Origin of the sequence: Cupriavidus pauculus (assembly GCF_008801835.1) — a bacterium.
In the GTDB taxonomy this organism is placed as follows: Bacteria; Pseudomonadota; Gammaproteobacteria; order Burkholderiales; family Burkholderiaceae; genus Cupriavidus; species Cupriavidus pauculus.
Map to the genome: position 1 here is coordinate 243,210 of NZ_VZOW01000004.1, position 17,788 is coordinate 260,997.

General features: G+C 67.4%; 17 protein-coding genes. 5 read left to right on the plus strand and 12 right to left on the minus strand.

Translation table 11 applies throughout. From position 1 onward, the window contains the following. Positions 1–207: 207 nt before the first annotated feature. Together F7R19_RS07170 and F7R19_RS07175 are read right to left on the minus strand one after the other, a co-directional pair. A complete protein-coding gene (locus F7R19_RS07170; RefSeq protein ID WP_150979803.1) occupies positions 208–573 on the minus strand; it encodes a hypothetical protein in 366 nt (121 codons plus the stop codon). A 135-nt stretch (positions 574–708) separates the two neighbouring features. Further along, a complete protein-coding gene (locus F7R19_RS07175) occupies positions 709–1,170 on the minus strand; it encodes a polyhydroxyalkanoate granule-associated phasin (RefSeq protein WP_061953700.1) in 462 nt (153 codons plus the stop codon). Between the two features lie 287 nt (positions 1,171–1,457). Here F7R19_RS07175 and F7R19_RS07180 point away from each other — a divergent pair, with 287 nt between their 5' ends. The 3 genes from F7R19_RS07180 to F7R19_RS07190 all read left to right on the plus strand — a co-directional run bounded on the left by F7R19_RS07180 (position 1,458) and on the right by F7R19_RS07190 (position 3,936). Continuing rightward, complete coding sequence (locus F7R19_RS07180) at positions 1,458–1,796, plus strand: DUF3175 domain-containing protein (RefSeq protein ID WP_061953752.1); 339 nt, start codon at positions 1,458–1,460, stop codon at positions 1,794–1,796. 81 nt (positions 1,797–1,877) lie between these two features. Further along, complete coding sequence (locus tag F7R19_RS07185; RefSeq protein WP_061953698.1) at positions 1,878–2,804, plus strand: LysR family transcriptional regulator; 927 nt, start codon at positions 1,878–1,880, stop codon at positions 2,802–2,804. 124 nt (positions 2,805–2,928) lie between these two features. After that, positions 2,929–3,936 carry a tripartite tricarboxylate transporter substrate binding protein gene (locus F7R19_RS07190; RefSeq protein ID WP_061953695.1) on the plus strand — a complete coding sequence of 336 codons (1,008 nt, stop codon included), beginning with the start codon at positions 2,929–2,931 and terminating at the stop codon, positions 3,934–3,936. Positions 3,937–4,001: 65 nt separating this feature from the next. On the opposite strand, the gene F7R19_RS07195 is transcribed toward F7R19_RS07190, so the two are convergent. The 6 genes from F7R19_RS07195 to araD form a co-directional block, all read right to left on the minus strand. After that, positions 4,002–4,619: a LysE family translocator gene (locus F7R19_RS07195; protein WP_150979804.1), complete on the minus strand. Its 618-nt coding sequence runs from the start codon at positions 4,617–4,619 to the stop codon at positions 4,002–4,004. 43 nt (positions 4,620–4,662) lie between these two features. Further along, positions 4,663–6,258: an EAL domain-containing protein gene (locus F7R19_RS07200; protein WP_150979805.1), complete on the minus strand. Its 1,596-nt coding sequence runs from the start codon at positions 6,256–6,258 to the stop codon at positions 4,663–4,665. A gap of 574 nt (positions 6,259–6,832) precedes the next feature. Further along, positions 6,833–7,771 carry a 2-hydroxyacid dehydrogenase gene (locus F7R19_RS07205; RefSeq protein ID WP_150979806.1) on the minus strand — a complete coding sequence of 313 codons (939 nt, stop codon included), beginning with the start codon at positions 7,769–7,771 and terminating at the stop codon, positions 6,833–6,835. A 66-nt stretch (positions 7,772–7,837) separates the two neighbouring features. Continuing rightward, positions 7,838–8,809: a Bug family tripartite tricarboxylate transporter substrate binding protein gene (locus F7R19_RS07210; protein ID WP_150979807.1), complete on the minus strand. Its 972-nt coding sequence runs from the start codon at positions 8,807–8,809 to the stop codon at positions 7,838–7,840. A 77-nt stretch (positions 8,810–8,886) separates the two neighbouring features. After that, entirely contained in the window at positions 8,887–9,606 is a 720-nt protein-coding gene (locus F7R19_RS07215) for a ribonuclease activity regulator RraA (protein ID WP_061953685.1), read from the minus strand. Between the two features lie 11 nt (positions 9,607–9,617). Further along, positions 9,618–11,357, minus strand: coding sequence for an L-arabinonate dehydratase (gene araD / locus F7R19_RS07220; protein ID WP_150979808.1), 1,740 nt, complete (start codon positions 11,355–11,357; stop codon positions 9,618–9,620). A gap of 166 nt (positions 11,358–11,523) precedes the next feature. Between araD and F7R19_RS07225 the strand changes: the two genes are divergently transcribed. Both F7R19_RS07225 and F7R19_RS07230 read left to right on the plus strand, forming a co-directional pair. Continuing rightward, positions 11,524–12,225 carry a GntR family transcriptional regulator gene (locus tag F7R19_RS07225; protein ID WP_150979809.1) on the plus strand — a complete coding sequence of 234 codons (702 nt, stop codon included), beginning with the start codon at positions 11,524–11,526 and terminating at the stop codon, positions 12,223–12,225. Between the two features lie 182 nt (positions 12,226–12,407). Further along, on the plus strand, positions 12,408–12,665 hold the full coding sequence (locus F7R19_RS07230; protein WP_061953681.1) for a helix-turn-helix domain-containing protein: 258 nt from the start codon (positions 12,408–12,410) through the stop codon (positions 12,663–12,665). A 78-nt stretch (positions 12,666–12,743) separates the two neighbouring features. Here F7R19_RS07230 and F7R19_RS07235 read toward each other — a convergent pair whose 3' ends face one another. The 4 genes from F7R19_RS07235 to F7R19_RS07250 all read right to left on the minus strand — a co-directional run bounded on the left by F7R19_RS07235 (position 12,744) and on the right by F7R19_RS07250 (position 17,776). Beyond that, positions 12,744–14,195 carry an SLC13 family permease gene (locus F7R19_RS07235; protein ID WP_150979810.1) on the minus strand — a complete coding sequence of 484 codons (1,452 nt, stop codon included), beginning with the start codon at positions 14,193–14,195 and terminating at the stop codon, positions 12,744–12,746. Between the two features lie 191 nt (positions 14,196–14,386). After that, positions 14,387–15,049 (minus strand): DNA oxidative demethylase AlkB, encoded by a 663-nt coding sequence (alkB, locus tag F7R19_RS07240; protein WP_150979811.1) that lies wholly within the window; start codon positions 15,047–15,049, stop codon positions 14,387–14,389. A 12-nt stretch (positions 15,050–15,061) separates the two neighbouring features. Further along, complete coding sequence (locus tag F7R19_RS07245; RefSeq protein WP_061953675.1) at positions 15,062–16,078, minus strand: alpha/beta fold hydrolase; 1,017 nt, start codon at positions 16,076–16,078, stop codon at positions 15,062–15,064. Positions 16,079–16,267: 189 nt separating this feature from the next. After that, positions 16,268–17,776, minus strand: coding sequence for a flagellar hook-length control protein FliK (locus tag F7R19_RS07250; protein WP_150979812.1), 1,509 nt, complete (start codon positions 17,774–17,776; stop codon positions 16,268–16,270). Positions 17,777–17,788 lie beyond the last annotated feature (12 nt).

Consider the following 17,788-nt stretch of genomic DNA (forward strand, 5'->3'; position numbering starts at 1 on the left):
GGTGATTACCTGGAGGATTGGCTGGCGATTGTCGCCGGCAGCGGGATAGTAAGCAGGGTGACGGAACAGCGGGGGCTCCCGGCTCCGTCTGGCAATGACGGGGCCGGGAGGGAAACTCTGCGCGAGGCTCGCGCGCAAGGCAAGCGCGCCATGGCGCGCTGTGTTTCTGGTGGGTTTCTGGTTGGTTCTGGTTGGACTTTGGGTTGGTTACTTGTCGGTCCGGGCGCCGTCCGTGTAGGGGTTGTACTTGTCCGAGCGCGCGCCGTCCGTGTACGGATCGTACTTGCCGGTCTTCGCACCGTCGGTGTACGGGTCCGTCTTGGCGGTGGGCGCCAGGTCGGTTCGCGTCGACTGATTGGCGCCATCGGTATAGGCGTCGAACTTGCCAGTCTTGCCGCCATCGGTGTACGGATCGGGTTTGCTGTTCTTCGCGCCGTCGGTGTATGGATCGGCCTTGCCCGCTCTGGCGCCCTGGCTATACGGATCGAACTGCTTGGTTTGCGCGTGTGCCAGCGGCGCCATCGCAACCGCTGCCGCGGCGACGATCAGGCTGGAAAGAAGTGTCTTGCTCATGGGGAGCCTCGCCAGATTGGGCGCGATATCAATGGCCCCGCCCGAGTGCGCCCATTGAAGCCATCGGGCGGGCGGCATGATGCAAGCCGGTTTGCTGCCTCTGCAAGCATAGTCCCTGGCACCATGCCTTGCGGTTCAATGTGGCCGGGATTTACGCGCGCGTGGCGTTTCGCGAACTTGCACCGCCGGCACATCGATCACATCGCCGCTGGCGGTAGCAACCGCCGCGATATCGGGCATCACGGGCATGGCCGGCAGCAGCGCCGGCACGCCGAGCAGATGGCCCCAGGCGTCCATCCACATACGCTGCGTGGCGGCGCCCAGTTCGAGCATTGCCGTGGCGTAGTGCAGCGGAATCGACAGCATCGGCATCTGGCTAGTCCACTGCCGCGCGTAAAGCTCCTCAGGCTCCTGCGGCATGAAGCACGACGCCCAGTCGAATTGCGCTTCCTGCATCATCGACGTAGTGAAATCGGTGTTCAGGCCCATCATTTTTTGCCAGTTTTCCAGCAACGAGTTGTCAAACGGCACAAAGGCCTGCAGCGTGAACGCGGGCATTGGCCAGGTGGGCCAGAGTGGCGTGGATTGGCTTGGCATGCGTGAACCTCCGGTTGAAAAACCTGTGAGAAAAAACTGCGGCAAGCGCGGGATGAGCCACCGGCAAGCGATGCGCGGGCGCTTACGCCCGCATCGCCGCCTCCCGAAGACACGACGACCCATGCTCGGCCATCGCGGTCCATGGGTCAACCCGCGCCGCGCGCGGGCCTTTCGCGATTGGCGATGCATCGCTGGCACGGATGTCGCTGCGCATGCCTTTAACTGGTGCGGCCATGCGCCGCCCGGTGCAGGACATGGTGCAGGACCTCGTATAGGAGACAACGCAAATGGCCGCTTCCTCGACTTCAAAAAAGACCGTTCGCCACCGCCCCCGCAGCGGCGGCGCGCGCCGTCATGCGCGTCGCTGGTCACAGCACGTGACCGAAACCAGCGATGCGATGGACCTCAAAGCCGACATCTTCAAGGCCGATTCGCCCGCGGCCATCGCCGAGTCGCTGAAGCAATCGGCCATGCGCAGCCGTCGGCGCAAAGGCACGCCGTACCAATCGGCAATGTCGATGCTCAATTTCTACATCAACCGCGCCGGGCGCAACCTGCCGAAGACGCGGCGCGCCACGTTGCAGAAAGCCAAGCAAAAACTGCGCGAGGCATTCGGGCGGGCCTAGGCCGTCGCTGTGGGCGTCACTCCTTTGCCGCTGCGCAGGCGTGGCAGGCACAATAGCGGCTCTTCGTGACGGGATCGGGAAATGGAACTGCGGCAACTGCGCTACTTCGTGCACGTGGTGGAACTCGGCAGCATGGGGCAGGCGGCGCAGCGGCTTGGCGTGGTGACATCGGCGCTGAGCCAGCAGATCAGCCGGCTGGAAAGCGAACTGTCGACGCGGCTGCTGCAGCGCACATCCACAGGCGTAGTGCCGACCGATGCCGGCTTGGCGTTCTGGCGGCAGGCGCAACTGGCGCTGCGTCATGCGGACGATGCTGCCCATGCCGCGCGCACCGCACGCTTGTCAGGGCACGTCAGCGTCGGCATGGCGCCCAGCACGCTGGCCGTGCTGGGACCAGCGTTCATGCTGGCGATGCGCGAACGCTATCCCGATATTCGCCTGCATCTGGTGGAAAGCTTGTCGGGCGGACTGGCGGCGATGATCGGTGCGCGCCAGCTCGACCTCGCCGTGCTGTTCCAGGAGGAACCGGGCCAGCGCTGGAGCGCGCAGCCGCTACTGGAAGAACGCCTGTTCGTGATTGCGCGTCCCGATCAACCCGGCCTGCCCGCCGCCAAAACGATGCGGCTCGACGACATCGGCGATCTGCCGCTGATCCTGCCCAGCGGCGCGCACGGCCTGCGCGCCGTGCTCAATGCGGCGGCTGCGCGTAATCAGCGTCCGCTCAACGTCGTCGCGGAAATCGACGGGCTGGCGGTGTTGATGGACGCCGTTCGCGCGGGCATTGGGGCGACGATCCAGCCCGGCGCGGCCGTGGCGCGGCATCTGGGCGATCCGCTGACGCTGATCGAAATCACCGATGCCGGCGTGAGCCGTCCGAACCGCCTGGTAAGCCTGTCCGACGATGAGCTGTCGCCTGCGGGACTTGCCGCGCGCAGCGTGCTCGAACAGGTGGCGCGCCAACTGGTGACTGCCGGCCGCTGGCCCGGCGCGACCCTTCACAAATCCTGAACACCGTCCGCCGGGGCGGGGCTGGCACGCGCGTCGCGCGGCCCGTAGAGTGCGTGGGTCCAACGATTCCAATAATCCCGCCCGCGTATCCAAAGGGTCGGGAAAGATTCCCCAGGAGACTCGCATGACCCCACGTATGCCGCGCCGCCGCGCGCTCAGGACGCTGGCCGCGGCCGCCATGACCGTCGCGGCCGGCTTTGCCGCCACCGTCGCGCCGGCCGCGCTGGCCGCCGACACCTGGCCGTCCAAGCCGATCACGCTGGTCGTGCCGTTTGCGTCGGGCGGCACCACGGACATCATTGGCCGCGCCGTGGGCCAGCGCCTGGGCGAGGCGCTAGGCCAGCCCGTGGTGGTCGACAACCGGCCCGGCGCGGGTGGCACCATCGGCGGCGCGCTGGTGGCGCGGGCCAATCCCGATGGCTATACGTATCTGCTGGCCACCGTGGCCCACACCATGGCGCCGGGCATCTACAAGACCTTGCCGTACGATTTTCAGAAGGACCTGGAGCCGATCGGCATGGTTGCCCTGACGCCCAACGTGCTGCTGGTCAATCCGTCGATCCCGGCCAGGACGGTGCCGGAGCTGATTGCCTACATCAAGGCCAATCCGGGCAAGGTCAACTATGGGTCGGCCGGTATCGGCAGCACCGAACACCTGTCCGGCGAGCTGTTCCGCGCTTCCACCGGCACCGATATCGCGCATGTGCCGTACAAGGGCGGCGCGCCGATGATGACGGACCTGATCGCCGGCCAGATCCAGATGGCGATCGAAACCAGCCCGTCGGCCAATCCGCATGTGAAGAGCGGCAAGGTGCGCGCGCTGGCCGTGACGTCGGCAAAGCGTTCGGCCGCGTATCCCGGCGTGCCGACCGTGGCCGAAAGCGGCGTGCCCGGTTATGAAGTGACCACGTGGTACGCGCTGATGGCGCCGCGCGCCACGCCCGAGCCGATTCGCCAGCGCATGAGCGCCGAACTGGCGCGTGTGCTCAAGCTGCCCGACGTGCAGAAGCGTTTCGAGGAACAGGGCGTGACCGCGGGCGACATGACGCCGCCGCAGCTGGCCGGCTTTATCAAGACAGAAACCGTCAAGTGGACCAAGGTGGCAAAGGACTCGGGCGCCAAGGCCGAGTGATCGCCGCGGCCTGACGATGGCGCGCGCCGTGCTGGCATCGCGCCAATCGCCATTACAACGGCCGCCTACATCGCCCGGCGGATCTCCGCCACGCCGAAGGCCGCCAGAGCCAGACCGGCGATGCGGTCGATCCATTGGCGCACGCGCGCGCCCAGCGCATGGCGCGCGCCGGACACCATCGTCACCAGCACGCACCACCATGCAATCGATCCGCAGAACACGCCCAGCACCGTGGTCATGGCGATGGTGGTCGAGAACGGGCCGCGCGGCGCCAGCGTGGCGAACAGCGCGGCAAACATGATGACGGTCTGCGGATTGGTCAGCGTCAGCAGAAAGGCGCTGGCATAGGCGCGCCACCACGATCCGTTGGCGCGCAGCGTGGCCGGCTGGTCGGCGGGTTTCTGGAAGAACGTACGCAGGCCCAGATAGAGCAGGAACAGCCCCGCCGCGATATGCAGCGGCCTGTCGTAGGCCAGCATGAACTGCGAAACGCCCACCAGCCCAAGCGCGGCGACCAGGCCGTACGCCGCATCGCCGCAGGCAATGCCGAAGCCGATGGCCAGCCCCGCGCGCGGTCCGTCGGTCAGCGTGCGGCGGATGCACAGCATGCCCATCGGGCCCACCGGTGCGGCAACCGCCAGGCCCACGCCGGCGGCAGTCAAAAACAGTGCGGGAAGTGACATGGCGGCGCGCGGCGCAAGGATTCGATCCGGCCGATTCTAGCGGCTACGCGGCCGCTTGCGGTGCGGTGCGCGCCAGCAGTTGCACCAGTTCCACAGCGGGCACGGGGCGGCCGAACAGCCAGCCCTGGCCGTAGTCCACGCCCTGGTCGCGCAGGAAATCGGCCTGCGCCCGGTCCTCGATGCCCTCGGCCACCACCTGCAGCCCGAGCGATCGCGCCATGGCGATGATATGCGGCGCCACCGTGCTGGATGCCGCCTCCTGGCCGATCGTGTCGACGAACGACTTGTCGATCTTGAGCGCGTCCACCTTGAAGCTCTGCAGATACGACAGGCTGGAATAACCGGTGCCGAAGTCGTCGATATACACCGGGTGTCCGGCGTCGCGGAAGGCCTGGATCGTGTCGCGCGCCACATCGGGCTCCAGGAAGCCGCGCTCGGTGGCCTCGATGCGGATCTGGTGCGGCGCGATGCCGGTGCCGCGCAGCCGCGCCGTCAGCACGCCGAGAAAGCGCAGGCTTTTCAAATCTTCCACGCCGACGTTGATCGACACATAGAACGATGGATGGCGGCGCAGCAGCGTGCCCAGTTCGGCCAGCACGATATCGAGCACCTGATCGGTGATCTGCTGGATCAGCCCCGCGTTCTCGGCCATCGGAATGAACAGGTTCGGCCGCACCAGCCGCCCGTGGCGGCGCCAGCGCACCAGCGCCTCGACGCCCACGCAATGGTCGTCGACGAGCGAGACGATCGGCTGATAGTGCACGGCCATTTCGTGGCGCCGCACTGCGCCGCGCAATTCGCCCTCCAGGCTGAAGCGCCGCGTGGCGCGCCGCCAGACCAGGATGCCGAGCGGCACGCCCACGCCCAGTCCCACGATCAGGCCGCCCGCCAGCAGCGCGCGCCAGTTGGCCAGCAGCGCCGCGCGCGGGGCCAGCACCACCACGGCCAGCGGCATGGTGCGCGACTTGCGCAGCACGATGGCCGCGTCGTCGTCGTCCTCGTGCGATGAGCTATTGCCGGTGCCATAGGCGTGGTCGGCATAGGCGCGCTGCAGGCGCGCGAGATTGGCGCCCTGCGTGGCAGCGAAAATACGGCCGGCGTCGGTCTGCGCCACGCCCAGCTGGCGCGACGCGCGATCGACCACATCGACGAAGATCTGCGGATCCAGGCCCACGTAGTTGCCATTGCGGCCCAGCAGCAGCGAACGACGCGGCGCGGAGAACGGATTGGGCTGGTCGAACCAGTAATCGAGCCCGTCGGGCGTGCGCCAGTCTGGCGGCGGCAGCAATAGCTGATTGGCCTGGATGGGGCCCAGCAGTGCCGAACACAGGCGTTTTCCGGCGCGATAGACGCCGGCGTCCTGGATATGGCCATAGGTGTAGGTGATGCGGCGCATTTCCACCAGGTGCGCCGGCGAGCACGATTCGTCGCGCAATGATTCCAGGTCTTGCTGCGCTTGCAGCGCTTGGGACATGACCAATTCGGCGCGCGCGACCGCTGCATCGGCAAATACGTTCAGTTGCTCGGATTCGCGCCGGCTGGCTTCGAGCTGGGCCATGAACACGCCGATTCCCACCGGAACCAGCGTGGCCAGCATGGTCAGCACCATCGTCACAAGCACAAGCCAACTGCGCTGCATCGAAAGCCCTCATAAGACTGCGCCGCACCAGGCGCCCGCGGCGCCCTGCCATTTACGTATCGGATCCGAAACTGTCATCCGCGAGGCCGTCGTGCGCCCGCCGATGGCCGTATGGCGCGCCCGTCAGCCCGCCGGGTGGGCTCCGCAAACGCCGCGCGTTCAGGGGAGCATAGCTAACAATCGTCGATCACGTCTGACACTTCCAGTCCGTTTTTACATTTCCGCGCGTCGTGCCGAACTGCGGCGGCTGCGCCGCGGGCCGCGCGGTCACGCCACGGCGAGGCTGCCGTCCACGCGGATTTCGCGGCAGGATTCGTCACAGGGTAATGGAGTTTTGTCTACGCCCGGAGTCATGCCGATGAAGGAGAGCTGTCGGGGCAGGGGCCGTGGGGAGGGTGCGGAACGGGGCGGGAGCGGGGCGGGGATGGGGCCCGGGCGGTGGCGGCCGTCGGGAAAAATGGTGCATGCCGGGGCGCCTTGGGCCGTCAGTTGGGGCGGCAACTACGGCGCGCCGCCACTCTGGTGGGCGGCGACGCGCGCATCGTCTTCGCGCGAAGTACGTGGTAACCGAGTCCTAGATGGCCGACTTAAGCACCGCGCCGGTGGCGAAGAAGCTCTGCAGGTTGTCGAACACCAGCCCCGCCATGGCGGCGCGCGTTTCATGCGTGCCGCTGGCCACGTGCGGCAGCAGCACGACGTTGTCGAGCGCAAACAGCGCCGGGGGCACGTTTGGCTCGTGCTCGAACACGTCCAGTCCCGCGCCGGCGATGCGCTTGTGCGTGAGCGCGTCGACCAGCGCCGCCTCGTCGACCACGGTGCCGCGCGCGATGTTGATCAGGTAGCCATCCGGGCCCAAGGCCTCCAGCACGCTGGCCGAAATCAGGTGCCGCGTGGCCGGGCCGCCCGAGGTGGCGACGACCAGGAAGTCGGCCCACTTCGCCAGCGCCTCCAGCGACGGCTCGAAGCCGTACGGCAGATCGGCCTGCGCCTTGCGCCCGAAATAGCGCACGTCCATGTCGAAGCCGCTCGAACGCTTGGCGATGACGCGGCCGATGCGGCCCATGCCGACGATGCCCAGACGCTTGCCGCTGACGCGGGTGGTCAGCGGGTACGGGCCTTTGGTCCATTCGCCGCGCCGCACGTAGCGATCGGCCGCGCTGACCTGGCGTGCGGCATCCATCAGCAATGCAAACGCGGTGTCGGCCACGCAATCGTTGAGCACGTCGGGCGTGTAGCCCACCGCGATGCCGCGGGCGCGCGCGGTGTCGAGGTCGAGCTTGTCCAGGCCGACGCCGAAGCTTGAAATCACGCGCAGGTTCGGCAGCGCGGCCAGCATGGCGGCATCGACACCCGTGGCCGCGCGCGTGGTCATCGCCACGAATTCGCCGCCATGTTGCGCGAGGTATGCGGCCGGATCGCTTTCGGCCCAGAGCGGATGCACGTCGAAATGCTCGGCCAGGCGGGCTTCAGTCTGTTCGGGAAGCCGGCCGTGCTGCAGGAGGCGGGGTTTCATGCGAGGAGAGTCCTTGTTTTGCGTGGTTGGCTTGCTTGGCTGTGCCTGAATTGGCGAGGGCGCGGCTCAGTCTGCGCTCAGGTGATTATCGGCGATGATCCTTGCGTAACGCTTGCGGTCGTTGGCGATGGTCTGCGCAAACTGCTGAGGCGAGCTGCCCACCGGAATGGCACCCTGGTCCACCAACTGCTTTTTCACTTCCGGTATCGCCACCACCTTGTGCACGTCCGCGGCGATCTTGTCGACGATTTCCTTGGGCGTGCCGGCCGGCGCGAGCAGCCCCACCCACGAGCCCGATTCGGCGTTCTGGATGCCGGCCTCGGCCAGCGTCGGCACATCGTGCATCGACGGCGAGCGCACCGTGCCGGTCACGGCCAGCGCGCGCAGCTTGCCGGCCTTCACATGGCCAGCGGTTTCCAGGATCGATGCGAACAGCATGTCGACGTTGCCGGCCATCAGGTCGGTCATCGCCGCGCCGCCGCCCTTGTAGGGCACGTGCAGCATGTCGGTGCCGGTCGCCAGCTTGAAGATTTCGCCCGACAGATGCGGCGATCCACCTGTGCCGGAGCTGGCAAACGTGAGCTTGCCGGGCTTTGCCTTGGCCAGCGCCACCAACTCCTTCGGCGTGCGGGCCGGCAGGCTTGGCGTGACCACCAGCGCGAACGGCAGCTCCGCCATCATCGTCACGGGCACGAAGCCGTCCGGGTTGTAGTTCAGCTTCTTGTAGAGAAACGGGTTGATCGATTGCGTGCCGACGTTACCGGCAACCAACGTGTAGCCGTCGGGCTTGGCGCGCGCGGTCAACTCCAGGCCCACGTTGCCCGCGGCGCCGGGACGATTGTCGACCACCACCGGCTGGCCCCACAGCTGTGCCAGACGCTGCGCAACCAGCCGCGTGCCGATGTCGGTGCCGCCGCCGGGCGTGAACGGCACGATGATGGTGACCGCGCGCGTCGGCCACGCCGGGGTTTGCGCGTGTGCGGCAAAGGCAAGGGTCGCCGCAGCGACGGTCGCTGCGATCCGGGCAATCTTCAACATGGGTGTCTCCTGATATTTTCTTGTGTGGTTCCTGCGGTGCGCGCGCACGGGAAGCGCGCGTCCGCATGGCGGCAATCTCAGCGGCGCTGCGCTTGTCGCCACGCGGCAAAGTCCTGCCGCGCCTCTTCGGTGGTGGGCGGATAGAGCCCGATGATCGAGCGTCCACCGCGCACCTGTTCGGTGACGAAGTCTTCGAACGCGGTCATCTCCACGGCCTCGGCGGCAATCTCCTGCGCCATCTCGCGCGGGATGACCACCACGCCCTCGGCATCGCCGACGATCACGTCGCCGGGAAACACCGCGACGTCGCCGCAGCCGATCGGCACATTGAATTCCAGCGCCTGATGCAGCGTCAGGTTGGTGGGCGCGGACGGGCGCTGGTGATAGGCCGGCATGGGCATCTGCGCGATCTCGGGCGAATCGCGAAAGCCGCCGTCGGTGACGATGCCGGCGCCGCCGCGCTGCATCAGGCGCGTCACCAGGATCGACCCGGCCGACGCGGCGCGCGCATCCTTGCGGCTGTCGATCACCAGTACCGCGCCGGGCGGACATTGTTCGATGGCCTGGCGTTGCGGATGGTTGGGGTTCTGGAACACCGTGATCGGATTGAGGTCCTCGCGCGCGGGGATGTAGCGCAGCGTGAAGGCTTCGCCAACCATCGTGCCGGCGGCCGGATTCAACGGGCGCACATCCTGGATGAACTGGTTGCGCAAGCCGCGTTTGAATAGCGCGGTGCACAGCGTAGCGGTGCTGACGGTCTTCAGTGCATCGCGCAGGGAGGGATCGAGCTGGGTCATCGGCAATCTCATCAGTAGATGCTCGGTTCGCCCACGGGGTCGCCGAAGTCGGTTTGCAGGTAGTCGAAATCGCAGCCGTCGTTGGCCTGCCGCACATGGCGCGAGAACATGTAGCCGTAGCCGCGCATATAGCGCGGCGGCAGCGGCGTCCATTTGGCGCGGCGCGCGGCCAGCTCTTCGTCGGACACTTCCAGATGGATGCGGCGCTGTTCGATATCGACCGTGATCAGGTCGCCGGTGCGCACCAGCGCAAACGGGCCGCCGATGTACGCCTCGGGCGCCACGTGCAGGATGCACGCGCCGTAGCTGGTGCCGCTCATGCGCGCATCGGACATGCGCAGCATGTCGCGCACGCCTTGCTTTACCAGCTTCTTCGGAATCGGCAGCATGCCCCACTCGGGCATGCCGGGGCCGCCCTGCGGGCCCGCGTTGCGCAGGATCAGCACGTGGTCGGCGGTGACGTCGAGGTCCTCGTTCTCGACCGCGGCCTTCAGCGACGGATAGTCGTCGAATACCAGCGCGGGACCGGTATGTTTGAAGAAGCGTTTCTCGCACGCGCTGGGCTTGATCACGCAGCCGTCCGGCGCGATATTGCCGCGCAGCACCGCCAGTGCGCCTTCCTGATACAGCGCGTTGTCGGTGGTGCGGATCACATCGTCGTTGTAGACCTGTGCGCCGACGATATTCTCGCCGAGCGTGCGGCCCGTGACGGTCGGCGCATCGAGCTGCAGCTTGTCGCGGATGCGGCTCATCAGCGCGGGCAGACCGCCGGCGTAGAAGAAGTCCTCCATCAGGTAGGTGTCGCCGCTCGGCCGGATATTTGCGATCACCGGCACATGGCGGCTCATGCGGTCGAAATCGTCCAGGCCGATGTCGTGTCCCGCGCGCCGCGCCATCGCAATCACGTGGATGATCGCGTTGGTCGAGCAGCCCATCGCCATGGCCACGGCAATCGCATTTTCAAACGACGCGCGCGTCTGGATGCGCGCCGGGGTCAGGTCTTCCCACACCATGTCGACGATGCGCCGGCCTGCCTCGGAGCACATGCGGATGTGGTTGGCGTCGGCCGCCGGAATCGACGATGCGCCAGGCAGCGACATGCCGATGGCCTCGGCGATGGCGGTCATCGTGCTGGCCGTTCCCATCGTCATGCAGGTGCCGTGGCTGCGCGCGATGCCGGCTTCGATGCCGATCCATTCGGTCTTGCTGATGTTGCCGGCGCGCCGTTCGTCCCAGAACTTCCAGGCGTCGGAACCGGAGCCGAGCACCTGGCCCTTGTAGTTGCCCCGCAGCATCGGCCCGGCCGGCACGTAGATGGCCGGCACGCCCGCGCTGGTGGCGCCCATCAGCAGGCCGGGCGTGGTCTTGTCGCAGCCGCCCATCAGCACCGCGCCGTCGATCGGATGCGAGCGGATCAGTTCCTCGGTCTCGATGGCCAGCAGGTTGCGATAGAGCATCGTGGTCGGCTTGACCGAGCTTTCGGACAAGGAAATGGCCGGCAGTTCCACCGGGAAACCGCCGGCCTGCAGGATGCCGCGCTTGACGTCTTCCACGCGCTGCTTGAAGTGCGAATGGCAGGGATTGATGTCCGACCACGTGTTGATGATGGCGATGAGCGGCTTGCCCATCCATTCGTCGGGCGCGTAGCCCATCTGCATGATGCGGGAGCGGTGCCCGGAGGACCGCAGGTCGTCCGGGGCGAACCAGCGCGCACTGCGCAACTGGTCCGGCGTCTTTCGGGGAGCCGTCATGGTTGTCTCTTCCATTGGTGGAATGGGTCGGTCATTCTTTTGTGCGCAACCGAGGTTGTACGATGACCTTGTTTTGGCGATTAGAGCACTAATATATTAGTACGTCAACGCGCGGTGCCGTGGGCACGTTCGGCTAGAATCGCGCCCACGACACATTCCCGATCCAATGGCCGTTTCCGTTCCCAATCCTCCGCAGCCGTTCCACTACGACCGCACGCGCCAGGCGGCGCCGCAGGTGTTCGAGCACCTGCGCGACCTGATCATCTCGCTGGTGCTGCCGCCGAACACGGTACTGTCGCGTCCCGAACTGGCGCTCCAGTACGGCATCAGCCAGACCCCGGTGCGCGATGCGTTGATGCGGCTGGCCGAGGAAGGATTGGTCGATGTGTTTCCCCAGCACGCCACGCGCGTGAGCCGCATCGATGTGGCGCTGGCGTGGCAGGCGCACTTTCTGCGGCGCTCGGTGGAACTGGAAATCGTGCGCACGCTGGCTGCAGCGCCTGACGCCGCGCTGATGGAGCGGTTGCGCGCCACTGTGGCGCGCCAGCAGCGCATGCTGGACGCCGGGGACCTCGCTGAATTCAACGCCAACGATCAGCAATTCCACCGGCAAATGTACGAGGCCGCCGCGGTGCCCGATCTGTTCGGACTGGTGCGACGCCAGAGCGGCCATCTAGACCGTCTGCGCCGCTTGCATCTGCCGATTCCAGGCAAGGCGCTGGCGGTATTGCGCGACCACACGGCCATCGTCGAGGCGATTGCAGCCGGCGACGCGGCGCGCGCGGAAGCGGCGCTGCGTGAACATCTGTCAGGAACGCTCGCCAACGTGGCGGAAATCCGCGCGCGATTTGGTGCCTATCTGCACTGAGCGTTTCCAGGCCGATCGGCGCCGGGCACAAGCAGGCGTTTGTTTTTGGCAACGCCACAAGTGACGATTTACCCGCCACATGGGTATTGCCACAGTGATTGGATCTATCGCTTGCAGGGAATTTGTCGATACGCTCGCGGGATTGTTAGATTTCAGATATTTCCTTCCCGGGCAGGCTTGCGATGTCGGTCAGAGTCACGATTACCACCAGCGACCAACTGGGGCAGGTGCTCCAGGGCGCGCGCAAGATCGCGGGGCTCACGCAGGCGGACGCCGCCGCGCGGCTGGCCATCAGCCAGAGCCGTATTTCCCATATGGAACTGAATCCCGAGACGATCAGCGTTTCTCAACTGCTGGCGCTGCTGGGTGCCTACGAACTGGATCTGGTCATCGAGCCGCGCACCGTCAGCGATGCCGTCATCGAGCGACTCGACTGGTAGGTAGGCGTTGCCGGTCGCGCCCGGGAGCCGTCGGCCATCGCGAGGGCGCGGTAGCCGGGCGCCGCGGGGCGACCGCGCTCAGGGCAAATAGCCCAGCAGGCGCCACCACAGATAGTCCAGCGGCAACAGCGCCACCACGGTGATGGCCGCCATCGTCAGGCACAGGCGCGTGCCGTGCCGCAGGCCCACGCCGCCCAACTGCATTGCAATCACGATTGGCGGCGATTGATACGGGAAAAACACCGTCGAAAACACCGGCACCTGCAACATCAGCACCGATTCCAGCGGCAATCCGGTGGCGCTGGCCAGGTCGCGCGCCAGCGGCGTCAGCACGGCGGGCAGCGCCGGCAGTGTCGACATCATGCCCAGTACCGCCCCCATTGCGCCGATGGTGCCAACGTTGGCGGCCGTGTGCCCCGGCGTGAGCGGCAACACGTGCAGCAGGCCCGCACTGATGGCGCTGCCCAGGCCGGTCGATTCCACCACCGCGCCCAGCCCAAGAAAACCGGCCACGTAGATCAGCGGCACCAGATGCACCTGTTCGCTGAGCGCCTTGGGCGAAACCAGTCCGATGCCCGGCAACAGGCAGACGATGCAGGCCGCCAGCGAAATCCACGCCGGCGAGATGCCGTGCCATGCATCGGTGGCGAACCCTGCCACCGCCAGCGCCAGGATGATCGCCAGCACGCGCTCCTGCGCGCCCATTGCGCCGCGCGCGGCCACCGGTTGCGGCGTCATCGGACCGTTTTCCGGAAACAGCCTGCAGATCACCCAGATCAGCACAACGGTCTTCAGCGCGCCGAGCACCGGAAAATGCAGCAGCAGATAACTGCCATAGCTGAGGTTGATGTTGTAGAGCGAACTGGCGGCGCCCAGCAGCACGCTGTTGGGAATATTGGCGGGCAGGATAGCCGTGGGCGGCATGTAGCTGGCCGCCGCGACGGTCATCACCATGCCGATGCGGCCGTTCGACCCCGCCGCAAAGCCAAGGCGGTCGGCCAGCGCCAGGACGATCGGCATCAGCAGCAGCACGCGACCCGTGGTGGACGGCATCAGAAAGGCCAGCCCGACCGCGCTGAGCGCCACCGTCGTGATCACTTGCGGATAGGTGCCCACGCGCTTGTGGAAGATGATGTCGGCCAGCCGCAGCGCCAGGCCGGTGCTGCGCAGCGCCACGCCGGTGACCGCGCCGCCGAACATCAGCCACCACGCGGTGGACGTAAAGCCCGAGAACACCACGGTAGGCGGGGCGATGTGGAACACCACCGCGCTCAGGAAAAACAGCAGCGTGGCGGTGGGTTCCGGCAGCACGCCGACGGCCCAGCAGCACACCGTCGAGGCCACCAGCGCGCCGGCCCAGATCAGCGCGGGCGGGGCGTGCAGCGCGCTGCCGGCAATCCATACCGCGGCGATGCAGGCGCCGATCATCAAGGCGGCGCGGATCGAATCGGCAGGGCGGCCAGCCAGCGGACCGGGGTTGGGGGGCGGCAGATCGGGACGCGCCTGGGCGCGACCGGGAAGGGCTGACATGGCAGGCGTCTCGCTTGAGGCCCGGGCACGCTGGCGGCCCGGTGTTCTTATGGGCGGAGCGTCCGATGGACGGCTTCCGCTGGTCCGCTATCGTAGGGTTGTATGACTTTGCAGGCAACTGCCGCGGCGGCGTCGGGACGCCCCGGGCGGGCCGCAGCCACACAGCCCGGACAGCGGCCGGCCGTCCAGCGTCAGCGGGTCTTGCGGAACGTGAGGTTGATGCGTTCGCGCCCGGTTAGTGCGTGGTCACCTTCGGCCAGCGGGGCAATTCCATGGAACACCAGACGCGACGGTCCGCCCCACACCACCACATCGCCATGCGCCAGCCGCACCCGCGTGGGCCGATCCGCGCGCCGCAGGCCGCCCCACAGGAACACCGCCGGCAAGCCCAGCGATACCGAGACGATCGGCGCGCGCAGGTCGAGTTCGTCGCGGTCCTGATGCAGCGACAGCCGCGTCCCGGGCAAATAGCGATTGATCAGGCACGCATCGGGCGCGAATCCCGCATAGCCGGCCGCCGCCGCGGCGTCTTGCGCCAGGGTGCGGAACAGTTGCGGCATCGCCGGCCAGGGCCGCTCCGTTTCGGGATCGACAGCGTCGTAGCGATAGCCGGTGCGGTCCGACACCCACCCGCGCTCGCCGCAATTGGTCATCGCCACCGACATGCGCAGCCCGCCCGGCGTAATCAGATGCCGGAACGGTGAGCCTGCGCTGACTTCGCTCACAGCCGCCAACAGTCCGGCGCCTGCCTCGCGCGCAAAGCCTCGCAACACCATCGCGCCCGGCGCCAGCGCCTCGCTGCGCGGCGGGTCGTCAGGATCGGGCGGCAGGGCGTCGAACAGGTCGAAGGTCATGGCGGCTTTGACTCACCTGCCGCAGCAGCGCGCCATGCCTTCCAGCAGCGCCTTGTGGAACGTTTGCGGCTCCTGCATTTGCGGCGCGTGGCCCAGCTCGGGGAATTCCACCAGCGTGGTGTTGGGTATCGCGCGGGCGGTGAGCTTGGCCAGTTCCGGATAGCGGCCCAGCTTGGGCTGGATATCGGGCGGTGCGGCGTCCTTGCCGATGGCGGTGGTGTCCTTGTCGCCGATCATCAGCAGCGTTGGCGCCTGGATCGCGCCCATTTCATAGACCACGGGCTGCGTGTAGATCATGTCGTACAGCAGCGCCGAATTCCACGCCACGATCTGCTTGCCCGGGCCGCGATACATGCCGGCCAGCATCTGCACCCACGGCTCGTATTCGGGCTTCCACTGGTTCACGTAGTAGGTCGATTTTTCGTAGTTGCGGATGCGGTCGGCGGTCGTGTTCAGTTCCCGCGCATACCACTGGTCCACCGACAGCGACGGCACGCCTTTGGCCTTCCAGTCCTCCAGGCCGATCGGGTTGACCAGCACCAGTTGCCGGGTTTCCTGCGGGTACATCAGCGCATAGCGCATGGCCAGCATGCCGCCGGTGGAATGGCCGATCACGGTGACATCGCCGATGCCGATCGACGCCAGCAGCGCATGGGTGTTACGCGCCAGTTGCTGGAACGTGTACTGGTACTGCGCGGGTTTGGTCGACTTGCAGAAGCCGACCTGATCGGGCGCGACGACACGATAGCCCGCGCCGCTGAGTTGGCGGATCGTTTCCTGCCAGGTGGCGCCGCAGAAGTTCTTGCCGTGCAGCAACACCACGGCGCGGCCGTTCGGCTTTTCCGGCTGGATGTCCATGAATGCCATGTCCAGCGCCTGGCCTTGCGACGTGAACTTGTAGTGCTGCACTGGATAGGGATAGTCGAATCCCTCCAGTTGGGCGCCGTAGGCCGGGCCGTCGTCGGCGGCATGCGCAAGCGATGTGGTCAGCGCAAACGCTGCAACCAGCACGGAGAAAAATCTGGACATGGTCGGGGGCCTCTGGACGGGAATCGGAATCGTCGCACAGATGACCATGCCGCGCCGGATGAAGTTCCGGCCGGTTGCCCGCGCATTGGCCGCGTGGCGGTCGCGGTTCCTGGCGCACGGCGGGGGCCGCGCGGGAGAAATGTGGCGGTGAGGGAGGGGCGCGCGGGCCTGGGCCGGCGCGCCGTGTGATCAGGCGAAGGTGTCGACCTCGCCGCGCGCCAGTGCGCGGGCCGGGCGCTGCGCGGCGGGTGCCGGGGTCGGCGCGCTGTCGCTGCCGAAGCCCATGGCCTGGCCGAAGCTGCCGCCGTTGCCGGCCTGGCGTTGCGACTGTTGCTGTTGCTGCTGGCCGCCGTTGCCGGCCTGCGCAAAGCTGTCTGCGCCCACCGATGCCTGGCCAAGCTGAATACCGGCTTCGGCCATCGACGTGCGCAGATGCGGCAGTGCGGCTTCCACCGCGGCGCGTACGGCCTGATGCGGCGAAACGAACTGCGCCTGGGCCTGATCGTTGACCACGTTCAGCACCACTTTCAGCGGACCCAGGTTGGGCGGATTGAGGTCGAGTTCGGCGGTCTGGTTGCCTTGCGTCGACATGCGCACCATCTGCTGGCCCAGTGCCTGCGACCACTGGCTATCCCCCACGTTCGGGGCGATCACCGGACGCGCGGCAGCGGCGGTGGCAGCGGCCTGAGCGCTGTGCGTCGGCGCCTGTGCGGCGATGGCCGATGCCAGCGTGGCGGCGCTGCTCGTGTTGGTGGCGCCGGTATCCACCGCCTCGCCGGTGCGCGCCGCGGCTTGTGCCGCGGCATACGGCGACACCGTCTGCGTGGCCTGCGGGGCCGCGCCGGTGTCGGCTGGGGGCAGTGCGGGCGCGTTCGCGTGGCCCAGGTTGGCATGCTGCTGGCCCGCGTTCTGGCCGCGCGCGTCCTGCGCGTTGGCCTGGACCGGCGTGGTGACGGCGGCGGCGATCTTGTCGGCCGTGGTCGGCGCGTTGTTTTGCAGCGCAGCGCGTTGCTGGGCGATCAGCGCCAGCGTGTCGGTGGGGCTGGCGGTGGTGCCGCGCGCAGCGGTGTCGACCGTGGCGGCCGGCAACTGCGCGTCGGCCTGCGCCTGCAACGCGGCGGCATCGGCAGCGGGGGTGGCGGGCGCAGCGTTCGGGGCGGCGCTGGCCGCGGCGGCACTGGCTGCGGCCGAAGCGGCGGTTTGTGCCGGCAGCGTCGGCAGTCCGGCGATGGTTGCGGCGCCGGCATCGGCGCCAGCGGCCTGAGCGCCGGCCGGCGTGGGGTTGGCCGGTTGCGTCAGCAACGCGGCAGCGGCCAGTGCCGCGGCGGCTGCGGCGGCATCGGCCGAAGCGGCGCTGTCCGTATCGTCATCGCTGTGTGCAGCGTCGCCGGCCTTGGCGTCCTTCGCATCCGACTTCGCGACCTTGCTGGCATCCTTCTGCGGCAGCGCATTGTTCGGCGCGGGCTGCGGCTTCTGCGCGGCGGCGTCCTTCGATGCATCGGCCTGCTTGCCGGTGTCCTTGGCGGGCGCCTTGGACGGTGATGCGGCGGCCGGCGCGCCCTGCTGGTTGTCCTGTCGCGCGCGCGACAGCACGTCCTGGAACATCTTGCCGTCGGCGCCCTTGGCGGCAACGTCGGGCGTCTTCAGGTTGGTCAGGGCTGCGGCGGCGTTGCCGACGATCTGGCTGATATCGATCATGGTCTGTTCTGG

Excerpts from the sequence above, each read along its gene's own strand:
- F7R19_RS07170 (WP_150979803.1), bottom strand. The coding sequence starts at position 573 with ATGAGCAAGACACTTCTTTCCAGCCTGATCGTCGCCGCGGCAGCGGTT.
- F7R19_RS07175 (WP_061953700.1), bottom strand. The coding sequence starts at position 1,170 with ATGCCAAGCCAATCCACGCCACTCTGGCCCACCTGGCCAATGCCCGCG.
- F7R19_RS07180 (WP_061953752.1), top strand. The coding sequence starts at position 1,458 with ATGGCCGCTTCCTCGACTTCAAAAAAGACCGTTCGCCACCGCCCCCGC.
- F7R19_RS07185 (WP_061953698.1), top strand. The coding sequence starts at position 1,878 with ATGGAACTGCGGCAACTGCGCTACTTCGTGCACGTGGTGGAACTCGGC.
- F7R19_RS07190 (WP_061953695.1), top strand. The coding sequence starts at position 2,929 with ATGACCCCACGTATGCCGCGCCGCCGCGCGCTCAGGACGCTGGCCGCG.
- F7R19_RS07195 (WP_150979804.1), bottom strand. The coding sequence starts at position 4,619 with ATGTCACTTCCCGCACTGTTTTTGACTGCCGCCGGCGTGGGCCTGGCG.
- F7R19_RS07200 (WP_150979805.1), bottom strand. The coding sequence starts at position 6,258 with ATGCAGCGCAGTTGGCTTGTGCTTGTGACGATGGTGCTGACCATGCTG.
- F7R19_RS07205 (WP_150979806.1), bottom strand. The coding sequence starts at position 7,771 with ATGAAACCCCGCCTCCTGCAGCACGGCCGGCTTCCCGAACAGACTGAA.
- F7R19_RS07210 (WP_150979807.1), bottom strand. The coding sequence starts at position 8,809 with ATGTTGAAGATTGCCCGGATCGCAGCGACCGTCGCTGCGGCGACCCTT.
- F7R19_RS07215 (WP_061953685.1), bottom strand. The coding sequence starts at position 9,606 with ATGACCCAGCTCGATCCCTCCCTGCGCGATGCACTGAAGACCGTCAGC.
- araD (WP_150979808.1), bottom strand. The coding sequence starts at position 11,357 with ATGACGGCTCCCCGAAAGACGCCGGACCAGTTGCGCAGTGCGCGCTGG.
- F7R19_RS07225 (WP_150979809.1), top strand. The coding sequence starts at position 11,524 with ATGGCCGTTTCCGTTCCCAATCCTCCGCAGCCGTTCCACTACGACCGC.
- F7R19_RS07230 (WP_061953681.1), top strand. The coding sequence starts at position 12,408 with ATGTCGGTCAGAGTCACGATTACCACCAGCGACCAACTGGGGCAGGTG.
- F7R19_RS07235 (WP_150979810.1), bottom strand. The coding sequence starts at position 14,195 with ATGTCAGCCCTTCCCGGTCGCGCCCAGGCGCGTCCCGATCTGCCGCCC.
- alkB (WP_150979811.1), bottom strand. The coding sequence starts at position 15,049 with ATGACCTTCGACCTGTTCGACGCCCTGCCGCCCGATCCTGACGACCCG.
- F7R19_RS07245 (WP_061953675.1), bottom strand. The coding sequence starts at position 16,078 with ATGTCCAGATTTTTCTCCGTGCTGGTTGCAGCGTTTGCGCTGACCACA.
- F7R19_RS07250 (WP_150979812.1), bottom strand. The coding sequence starts at position 17,776 with ATGATCGATATCAGCCAGATCGTCGGCAACGCCGCCGCAGCCCTGACC.